The organism is Gordonia sp. (in: high G+C Gram-positive bacteria) (genome assembly GCF_049299075.1).
GTDB lineage: Bacteria > Actinomycetota > Actinomycetes > Mycobacteriales > Mycobacteriaceae > Gordonia.
In genome coordinates this window covers 1-10,124 of sequence record NZ_JBAQWU010000423.1, presented here as the reverse complement: position 1 = coordinate 10,124, position 10,124 = coordinate 1, and the positions used below count along the sequence as shown (strand labels likewise).

At 66.9% G+C, this 10,124-nt stretch carries 7 protein-coding genes and 1 tRNA gene; 4 read left to right on the top strand and 4 right to left on the bottom strand.

Features of this window, described 5'->3' with window-relative positions; all coding sequences use genetic code 11:
• Both mobA and WAW85_RS13665 read right to left on the bottom strand, forming a co-directional pair.
• On the bottom strand, window positions 1-662 hold a 662-nt coding region (mobA, locus tag WAW85_RS13670; protein ID WP_422560150.1), incomplete at its 3' end, for a molybdenum cofactor guanylyltransferase.
• Window positions 663-697: 35 nt separating this feature from the next.
• Window positions 698-4,558, bottom strand: a complete 3,861-nt coding sequence (locus WAW85_RS13665; RefSeq protein WP_422560149.1) for a molybdopterin-dependent oxidoreductase — start codon at window positions 4,556-4,558, stop codon at window positions 698-700.
• Between the two features lie 112 nt (window positions 4,559-4,670).
• Between WAW85_RS13665 and WAW85_RS13660 the strand changes: the two genes are divergently transcribed.
• Window positions 4,671-5,792: an FAD-dependent oxidoreductase gene (locus WAW85_RS13660; RefSeq protein ID WP_422560148.1), complete on the top strand. Its 1,122-nt coding sequence runs from the start codon at window positions 4,671-4,673 to the stop codon at window positions 5,790-5,792.
• Between the two features lie 74 nt (window positions 5,793-5,866).
• Here WAW85_RS13660 and WAW85_RS13655 read toward each other — a convergent pair.
• Window positions 5,867-5,940, bottom strand: a tRNA-Arg gene (locus WAW85_RS13655).
• A 55-nt stretch (window positions 5,941-5,995) separates the two neighbouring features.
• Here WAW85_RS13655 and WAW85_RS13650 point away from each other — a divergent pair.
• Window positions 5,996-8,050, top strand: a complete 2,055-nt coding sequence (locus WAW85_RS13650; RefSeq protein WP_422560147.1) for a cytochrome c oxidase assembly protein — start codon at window positions 5,996-5,998, stop codon at window positions 8,048-8,050.
• On the opposite strand, the gene WAW85_RS13645 is transcribed toward WAW85_RS13650, so the two are convergent.
• The gene (locus WAW85_RS13645) at window positions 8,047-8,832 is read right to left on the bottom strand and encodes an oxygenase MpaB family protein (RefSeq protein WP_422560146.1); all 786 of its coding nucleotides are present in this window, start codon (window positions 8,830-8,832) and stop codon (window positions 8,047-8,049) included. The genes WAW85_RS13650 and WAW85_RS13645 overlap by 4 nt on opposite strands.
• Window positions 8,833-8,927: 95 nt before the next feature.
• On the opposite strand from WAW85_RS13645, the gene WAW85_RS13640 reads away from it, so the two are divergent.
• Together WAW85_RS13640 and WAW85_RS13635 are read left to right on the top strand one after the other, a co-directional pair.
• Complete coding sequence (locus WAW85_RS13640; protein WP_422560145.1) at window positions 8,928-9,857, top strand: oxygenase MpaB family protein; 930 nt, start codon at window positions 8,928-8,930, stop codon at window positions 9,855-9,857.
• A 15-nt stretch (window positions 9,858-9,872) separates the two neighbouring features.
• Entirely contained in the window at window positions 9,873-10,100 is a 228-nt protein-coding gene (locus WAW85_RS13635) for a hypothetical protein (RefSeq protein ID WP_422560144.1), read from the top strand.
• The last annotated feature ends 24 nt before the right edge of the window (window positions 10,101-10,124 follow it).

The following is a 10,124-nucleotide window of genomic DNA, read 5'->3' as shown; positions in this document are numbered from 1 at the left end:
GTGCCCGCCGAATCGGCGAGGGTAACCACGCGCGGGTGCACCGACGTGAGCTCATCGCGCAGGATCGTCCGCGCGGACACTGGATCGAGCGCGCGGCGCGGCGCGCGGCGCCGGGCGGCCGTGAGATCGTCCGGGGTGTCCACATCAGCGGTTCCCGAGGCGGTGATATACGCGGCGTGGTCGGGCACCAGCTGGCGCATCGACGCGCCAAAAGACGCGGTGAGCGCGGTCGCCAGGGCCGCGCGGCTCCAAACCCCGAGCAGGTACTGGGACCGGCCGGACTCGTCGACTGCAAAGACGGCGGGAGCGCGTGTCCGGGTGTATTCGGACAGCAGGATCTCGATCAGATCACCGGTCACCTCGGGGAGGTCGCTGGCCAGGACCGCGACCGGCGCGTTGCTGTGGTCGTCGTCGCGCAGGGTGCGTAATCCGGCGGCGACCGCGGCGACCGGTCCGGCGTACGGCGGGGACTCCCGGGTGGTGTGCACATGTGGGGGCAGTTCCCGGTCCGGACCGACCACGACGATGCGCCCGGCCCCGGCGACCGCGTCCAGTGCAATATCAATCAGCCGTCGTCCGCCGACCAGTTCGGCGGGTTTATCGGCCCCGGCCAACCGGCGGGCCCGGCCACCGGCCAGCACAATCGCATCGAAGGGGATCATGGTGACGACGTTACGTCGCCGGCGGTGGCGCGGCGTCAGTAGATGTCACGAACATAGCGGCGTTCGGCGGCCAGCGCGGTGACGTAGGCGTCGGCGGCGATGCGGCCCAGGCGGCCCTGTTCGGCGACAATGCGGCGGAGGGTCTCGTCGACGTCTTTGGCCATCTGCGCGGCATCGCCGCACACGTAAATGTGGGCGCCCCGCTTGATCCATGACCACAGTTCGGCCGCTTGCTGCGCCATCAGATGCTGCACGTAGACCTTCTCGGCTTGATCGCGGGAAAAGGCGGTGTCCAAGCGGGTGAGCACGCCGTCGCGCTGGAACTGCTCCAGTTCTGTCCGGTAGAGGAAATCGGTGGCAGCGTGCTGCTCACCGAACAGCAGCCAGTTGTCGCCGCGAGCGCCGGTGGCGGCCCGATGGTGCAGGAAGCCGCGGAACGGGGCGATCCCGGTGCCCGGACCGATCATCACGGCGGGGACGTCGGGGTCTGTGGGCGGCGCGAAGTGTTTGTTGGGCGCGATGAAGACGCGTACGTCGGTGCCGTCAGCGCCGGTGAGGTAGTTCGAGCAGACGCCGTCCCGCACCACCGATACCGTGATCTCCACCCGCCCCGGCTGGGCGAGCGGGCTCGAGGCAATGGAGTATAGGCGCGGCTGCAACGGCCGCAGCGCGGCTAGCCAGTCGGCGAGATCGGAGTCCAGGGGCATGTTGTCGGGTATCCGGGTGAGATCGAGGTGCTCGGTGAGAGCTTGACCGAGCGCCATCGACTCCCCGCCGATCTCTACGCACGTGCGCCCGTCCAGGCCGGTATCGGCGAGCCAGGCGTTGACCACCTCCGGCCTGTTGCGCGGCAGCACGCCGAGCGCATCGCCTGGCGTGTAGGAGGCGTCGACCTCGAAACTGACGCGGCGGACGTGCTTCGCCGAGTCCGGGGCGGTGAGCACGACTGATTCCACGAGCGTGGCCGGGCTCGGGTGCTTGCGCGTGTATGCCGCGGCGGGCGGGGTCGCGGCAGCGGCGGCGTCCGGCTCTCGTGCAGTGCCCGCCTGCAGTGCGGCCTGCACAGCGGCGAGCCAGGCGTTCGCGGCGCCCTCGTAGTCCGGTTCGCAGGAGGCGCGCGGGACCAGGCATGTCGCGTTCAGGTGGCTGAGACGACCATCGAGCTTTCGGGCGAAACCGCAGAAGTCGGCGTATGCCGAGTCGCCGAAGCCGAGCACCGAGTATCGCAACTCAGCCACGTGATCGCTGATCGCGACGCCGAGCGCATCCCAGAGTCCCAGGGCGGTGTCGGGGGCCTCGCCGTCGCCGGTAGTGGCGACGATGAACAAGACATTGCCGCGCAGATCGTCAACCCCGACCTGATCGGCTTCGGAGAGGGTGACGCCGAAACCGCCCGCTTCCAGCGTGGCCGCGCAGTGCGCGGCGAAATCGTGCGCGGTACCGGTCTGGGACGCCCAGATGATGCGGACCTGCGGCGCTGCGGGGACGGTCGCTACCACCGGTTCGGTACGGCAGAAGTAGCCGGCCAGCACACCCTGCGCCCAGTCCCGAACCTCGGCACGCAGCGGCGCTGAGACGGGGATTGCCGGTAGGGCGTCGCCGGGCGGATTGGCCTCGATGCCGTTCACCAGCCCGGCCAAGAAGGCCTGCTCGTTCACGGTCGGCGTGGGCGGTGCTCCGAGCGCGAAGGCCCCCGCCAACCCGCCGGAGATCGGCATGGTCGCCGCCGGTACGGGGGCCGGGGTCACCGAGACCGCACAGGCCTTGAACTCCGGTTGCAGCGAATCCGGGTCGACGGCGTCGTTGGTTACCGCGTTGATCGCGGCACCCGGCTCGCCCCAATGCATCGGGACGAAGCACACTCCGGCGGCGATGTTGTCGGTTACCCGCGCGGGCACCTGCACGGCGCCGCGAACCGAGACGACGTCGACCGGGGCGCCGTCGAGAATCCCGGCAGCCGCCGCGTCTGCGGGGTGGAGTTCGACGAACGGCGCGGGGTTGAGCTTGGTCAGCTTTGCTACCCGGCCGGTCTTGGTGCGGGTGTGCCATTGGTGCGGCAGCCGACCGGTGGTCAGCACCATCAGATGGTCGTCATCGGGCAGTTCGGCGGGCGGCTGAAACTTCCGCGCGATGAACCGGGCTCGACCATCCGGGGTGGCGAATGCCAGCCGGGGCACCGTGCCGTCCGCCCGGTGGAGGAGCGTCTGGCTGCTGCCGTCATTGCGGTATCGGATCGGATTGCGGTCGCCGCTGCCGGGCGGCGCAGGCCACTGGACAGGACCGTTCTTCAGTCGGTCATAGGTCACCCCGCGCAGATCCCAGCCGGTACGCGGATTGTGAAAGGAGGTGATCTCGTCGAAAATCGCGGCCGCATCGGGGTAGGTGAAGCCCTCGGTGAAACCCATCGCGCAAGCCACCTCGGCGATGAGTTGCCAATCGGGACGTGCCTGCCCGGGGGGATCGACGGCGGGGGCACAGTAGGTGATCGTGCGTTCGGAATTGACCATGGTGCCGGCCGACTCGGTCCAGAGGGTTGCCGGCAGCACCGAGTCGGCATAGGCGGTGGTCTCGACATCGGTGAAGACGTCCTGCATCACCACGAACTCGGCCTGCTGCAAACCACGAATCACGGTGTCGCGGTGGGCGACGGAGACCACCGGGTTGGTGCAGATGATCCAGACGGCCTTAATCTCCCCGGACGCGAGTCGCTCGAACATGTCGATGGTGCCGCCGCCGGCCGCCGTGGGGATGGTCCCCTCGGGCAGGCCCCACAGTGCCTCGGTCTCGGCCCGGTCGGTGGGCGCCAGTGCGGTGCGCTGACCGGGCAGTCCCGGACCCATATAGCCCATTTCGCGGCCGCCCATAGCGTTCGGCTGACCAGTGAGCGAGAACGGACCCGAGCCGGTGCGGCAGATCGCGCCGGTGGCCAGGTGCAGATTCACCAGGGCAGTGGTGTGTGCCGTGCCGTTGACAGACTGGTTGAGGCCCATCGTCCAGAGACTGACCCAGTTGCCGGACTCGCCGATCCAGCGGGCTGCGGTGCGCAGATCGTCGGCAGCTAGGCCGGTGATCTGCGCAACGGTGTCGACCGGGTAGTCGGCGAGAAGGTCGAGCAACTCCGGCCAGCCCTGCGTGTGCTGGGCGATGAAGTCGTCGTCGATGGCACCGTCGTCGACCAGTAGACGCGCCAGCCCGTTCAGCAGGGCGAGGTCAGTGCCGGGGCGAACCGCCAGATGGAGATCGGCTTTGGCCGCTGTCGTCGTCGTACGGGGATCGACGACGATCAGCTTGGCCCCGGCCTTGACCCGGTCCATCATCCGTAGGAACAGGATCGGGTGGCAGTCGGCCATATTGGCGCCGATCACGAAGAAGACGTCGGCGGTGTCGAGGTCGTCGTAGCTGCCCGGTGGTCCGTCGGCGCCGAGTGACTGTTTATAGCCGGTGCCGGCGCTGGCCATGCAGAGTCGTGAGTTCGACTCGATGAGATGGGTGCGCCAGTAGCCCTTGGCAAGTTTGTTCGCCAGGTACTGGGCCTCCATCGACATCTGGCCGGACACATAGAGCGCGACCGCGTCGCGGCCATGCTCGGCGCGCAGCGCGCCGAAACGTTCGGCGATCCGGGTGATCTCGTCGTCGACGGGTGCCGGGGTGAAGTCTGCGGTGCGATCGGTCCTGGTCAGCGCGGTGGTGAGTCGGCCGGGGGCAACGAGCAGATCAGCGGTGGTGGTGCCTTTGGTGCAGAGGCGGCCGCGGTTGGCCGGGTGCTCGGGGGTACCCGCGGCGCCGCTGACTGCGCCGTTGGTGATGCTCAGCGTGAGACCGCAGCCGACACCGCAGTAACCGCACACGGTATTCACTGCGGCCGGGGCCGCAGGCTTTGAGGCGGAATCGGTCATGGGCGCCAGCGTGCCCACCCGGTATTACACATCGGCCGACGGGCCGTTACCGCGGAATCACGCCCTTCTCACATCCTGCGCCAAGTCGGTGTGCGCAGATAGGGTGGACGCTATGAAGATAGCGGTCGTCGGTGCGGGAATCGCAGGTCTGACCGCGGCGGTGGCCCTGCAGCGGGCCGGTCACGAGGTGACGGTGCTGGAGAAGCGCCCGGATATCTCGCCAGGTGCTGGAATCACGTTGTGGCCCAACGCCCTCGCCGCTCTCGACGATGTCGGCCTGGGCGCCGTATTGCGTACTTCCGGTGGACGCGTCACCAGTGGCGCAGTACAGACCAGCAGCGGCAAACAACTGCGTCGCCCCGATCCAGAACGATTCGTCAGCGTGCTGGGAGAACCGCTGGTGGTGATTGAACGCAACCTGCTCCGCGATGTCTTCACCGCAGTCCTGGAGCCGGGCACGGTGCAGTTCGGAGTGCCGATCAGTGCGACGAACACGGTAGATGCCGATCTGGTGATCGGTGCCGATGGGATTTCATCGGCGGTGGCGCGTGAGTTGAACGGGACCCTGCGCCGCCGCTACGCCGGTTACGCCGCCTGGCGCGGCGTAGCGACCGCCGATCTCGATGACAGCGTGGCCGGGGAGACCTTCGGGCCGGGAGTCGAAGCGGGGCACCTCCCGATGGGTGACGGGCGTGCCTACTGGTTCCTCAGCGCACGGTGCGACGAGCAGCGCGGTGCCGATGGGGTGTCGGAGAAGGAGAAGGTTCGGCTGGAGCAACTGGTTGCTGGCTGGGCCGGTCCGCTTCCGTCCCTGCTTGCGGCGACTCCGATCGGCCGGATCCGCCGTACCGGCCTCTACGACCGGGAGCCCGCGAAGAGGTGGACCACCGACCGCGTCGTGCTCATCGGCGACGCAGTGCACCCGATGCGCCCGCACCTGGGTCAGGGCGGTTGCCAGGCCATCGAGGATGCGGCGACCCTCGCGTTGTTGGTGGGGGACGGATCTGCGCCCCTGCCGCAAGTGCTGGACGAGTACGAGAAACTGCGCCGCCCCCGGGCGGCCGCTGTAGTTCGCGAGTCTCGGGCGATCGGTCGGCTGCTGAATCTGCGGCCGCATATCCTGGTGACCGCCGGTCTGCGGGCCAGCCGGTTGGTGCCCGACCAAGTCCTCATGGCGCACCTGAAGTCGGTGGTGAGTCACGAAGCGTGGGAGAAGGCGCGACCGAAGGTCTAGCCCTCGAGTCCAGCGCTGAGTGACGACATCCCGGCCAGTGACCGACCGGGATGTCACCGACCGGGATGTAACTGTGCCCCCGGCAGGACTCGAACCTGCGACCTCGGGATTAGAAGGCCCTTGCTCTATCCACCTGAGCTACGGAGGCGTGGCCGACGGTGGCCGACGGCCGGGCCCACTATATCCCGACCTAGAGTAGAGGCATGAGTACGACGACGCCGGAAGCGCCAGCGACGACCGATCGCGACAGCCTCCGCGACCCGTCGGAGGCTCGTCGCCTCCTGCTGTCGGCGCTGATAGTGGTTGGCGTCACGGCGGCCGTCGTGGTCACCGCGGCCAGTGCGGCGACGGCCCTGGTGCTCACCGGCGTGCCCGATCCGGGCTGGGTGGTGACCTATGGCCTGCCGGCGGTCACGGTGATCGGACAGTTGTTCGCGGCCGTCGGCCTCGGTGCTGCGGTGTTCGCCGCGTTCTTTGTTCCACCGCAGGCCAGCGGTGAGCTCGACGTCGGTGGCTATCGCGCGGTGCGCTGGGCTTCGGCGGCCTTCGCCTGCTGGAGTATGGCGGCGCTCGCCTTGATCCCGCTGTCGTTCGCCAACATCAGCGGTCGTGGGCTGGGGGAGACCGTCGCCCAGTGCGTGCGAACCATCCGCCCCGGCGCGGTGATGGGTGTCTGCAGTACGTCGGCGGAAAGTAATTACTGGCTGTGGACGGCGATCTTCGGGATCGTCGCCGCCATCGTGGCCCGCGCGGCCCTGCGCTGGGGCTGGACGATCCTGGTGATCGCGTTCGGGTTCCTGTCGCTGATGCCGCCGGCGCTGGCCGGACACTCGTCGGCTGGCGGCAACCACGACCTAGGCACCAACAGCCTGATCCTGCACATCGTCGCGGCTGCGCTGTGGACCGGTGGTTTGATCGCCGTACTGGCCTACGCCTTCGGTCAAGGGCGCTGGCGCGCACTCGCCGTTCGCCGATACTCGCGAGTGGCGTTGTGGTGTCTGCTGGTGGTGGCCTTCAGTGGTGCGGTGAACGCGCTGGTGCGGATGACGCCATCGGAACTATTCGTCACCACTTACGGACAGGTGGTGCTTGCCAAGCTGGTGGCGCTCCTGATCGCCGGCGGCCTCGGATATTTCCATCGTCGGCGCACGATCGCCGAACTCGACTCGGCGGAGGAGCCGAAAATCTCGCTGTTCGTGCGGTTCGCCGCGGTGGAAGCGGCGGTCTTCGCCGTCGCTTTCGGACTTGGCGCTGGCCTGGCACGGACACCGCCGCCGGTCCTGGCCACGGCCGACGTGACGCCGGTGGAACTGAAGATCGGCTATCGGCTCGACGAAGCTCCGACGCTGTCGACCATCCTCTTCGACTGGCGTTTCGACCTGATTTTCGGTACCGCCGCGATCGTGCTCGCCGCCGTGTACCTCGCGGGTGTGTGGCGGCTGCACCGCCGCGGCGACGCGTGGCCGGTCGGCCGGACCATCGCCTGGATCCTCGGTTGTGCAGCGCTCCTCTTCGCGACCTCGTCGGGCCTCGGCAAGTACGCACCCGCCATGTTCAGCGTTCACATGATGAGTCACATGATGCTCTCCATGCTGGTGCCCATTCTGCTGGTGCTGGGGGCGCCGATGACGCTGGCGCTGCGGGCTCTGCCGCCCGCCGGGCGCGGACAGCCGCCGGGGCCACGCGAGTGGATCCTCACCGGTATTCACAGTCGGTACTCGCGGTTCGTGACTCATCCGCTGATCGCGGTGACCATCTTTGTGGGCAGCTTCTACGTGCTGTACCTCGGCGGTATCTTCGAGAAGATCGTCGACAACCATTCCGCGCACCTGGCGATGAATCTGCACTTCCTGGTGACCGGTTACCTTTTCTATTGGCTGGTGATCGGCATCGACCCGGCGCCGCGCCAGATCAGCCCGGTCGCCAAACTCGGCGTGGTCTGGGGTTCGCTGCCCTTCCACGCCTTCTTCGGCGTCGCGCTGATGATGACCACGGCCGTGATCGCCGAGGACTGGTATAAATCGTTGGCGCTGCCGTGGCAGGGCGATCTGTACTCCGATCAGCAGGCCGGTGGCGGCATTGCGTGGGCCACCGGAGAATTCCCATTGATGATCGTGATGATCGCCCTCCTGGTGCAATGGCAGCGGCAGGACCGGAAGCAAGCACGGCGATTCGATCGGCACGCTGACCGAGACGGCGATGCCGAACTGGAGAGTTACAACGCGATGCTCGCCGAAATGCGCGAACCCAAGTCCTAATCCTCTGGGCGGTGCCGGGCTGCCGGGATCAGCCGGTACTTCGCTGGGGTCAGTCCGGCGCGCAGTCGGGTCTGCGCGGCGAATGCTTTCAAGGCTGCCCGGTCCGCGGCGCCCGGTTCTACGTTCAGCAGTTCGGCGGCGCGGGGGTGCAGCAGCGCACGAATCGCCGCGTGCGGCACCTTCTTGGGGAACCAGGTGCCGGGGTGCAGGGCCTCGTGGCGCAGTGCGGCGACGTCGGGGCTCACGACGAGTTCGCGCTGGCAGAACTCGTCAAAGTAGTCGACGAACTCGCCGTAGTCGGCAGGTTGGGCGCGGTCGGAGATGTCGTACTTGGCGTACCAAAGCCGACATTGCTGGTACAGCTCGTCCTTCTCCTCGCGCCGAAGGGGCCGATGGAAGACCTCGATAGAGGTGATCAGGGTCTCGACGTAGGTGGCGTGCTGAAAGAAGAAGAGGTCGGGGTTGAGTGAGTGGTATCGCAGGCCGAGGCTGTCGACACCCTTCACGTGCGTATGGGCGGTACGCATCACCGAACGTAGATCCCGACTGCTGTACGCGATGTAGACCATCTCGCTGATCGCCCGCTGTTTATGGGCCCAGAGGCCGCCGTGCACATGCTGCACCAGGCTCGCCGCGTTGCCCGGGTGCAGGATCTGCAGGGACAGCGCGCGGGGCAGCGTATAGGCGAACCGTTTATCGCCGAGATACCGGTAGACCAGCGGCATCGGTACCCGTCTGCCGTCGCTGGCTGAGGGCGCGGGGATCGTCTCGGAAGCGGCCATGCAGCCAGGATACCTGAACTGATAACGGGCGTTATCAGTTCGGTGTTACGCTGTGTACGCGGGATGACCCCGCGTGTTCAGATTGGGGACTGACAATGACGACCACCGAGCGACCACGTGGCTATTTACCGGACTGGCGCACGCGCGCACCGGCGCTGACGCTCGAGCAGACACGCATCGCAATCACCACGCCGCAGCGCCGGCCGAACCAGCCGCACCGGCGCACCGAGGTTGAGGATGCGTTCGACTTCTGGGCGGCAGCCGGGTCGGCGGCGAACGTCGCCATGCAGCTCGGCTGGCCGGAAGTCGGCTACGGTGTGATGGAGTCCAGGGTGGAGTCCGGGGCGTTGATGAAGCATCCGTGGAAGCGGCTGCGGACCACCGAACAGTATTTGGCGGTAGCCATCCTGGGTACCGACGAGGAGCGTGCCGCCTACCGGGAGGCGATCAACACCGCCCACCGGCACGTCCGCAGCACCGAGAGCTCGCCGGTGAAGTACAACGCCTTCAATCGTGAACTGCAGATGTGGGTAGCGGCGTGCCTGTACATCGGCTTCGAAGACACCCATCAACTGCTGCACGGCACGATGGATGCCAATCAGGCCGAAACCTTCTATGCCAGTGCCACCCCGCTCGCCACGACCTTGCAGGTCACCGAGGACATGTGGCCGGCCACCGGGGCCGAGTTTGACCAGTATTGGCTCATCGCATGCGAGCGGATCAGCTATGACGAGACGCAAAAGCTGTTCATCAACGACCTGATCAACCTGAAAATGATCACCCCGCTGCTGGGTCTGCCGCTACGTGGACTGTTGCGCTTCCTGACGATCGGTTCCTTGCCGCCGATGTTCCGGGAGCAGCTGGACCTGCAGTGGCGACCGATCGACCAGCGTCGCTACGACAACCTCTTTCTCTTCGTCGGCTTCGTCAATCGGTTCCTGCCCCGACCCCTGCGGTTCGGCGGTTTCTACGTGATCCTGGGTGATCTGCGCCGCCGTATCCGGACCGGCAAAGACCTCATCTAGCGGGGAGAACGACGCATGTGGAACTTTTTCGGTCGGGTTCTCGACCACGAAATGAAGGTGTCCGAGTTCATCGGCGTGCTGATTTTGATCGGCATTCCCTACGGCATCATGGGCGTCGTCTGGACCCTGACGCACACCTCGCACCTAGCGGAGGTCGACAGTGTCTCGGACAAGGTGGTCTCGTTCCTCGGGTCCATCGTCTGCTGGCCGGTCCTGCTGTTCGCCAACGTCACAATGACCTAACGGGACGACGATGCTGATTCTGGT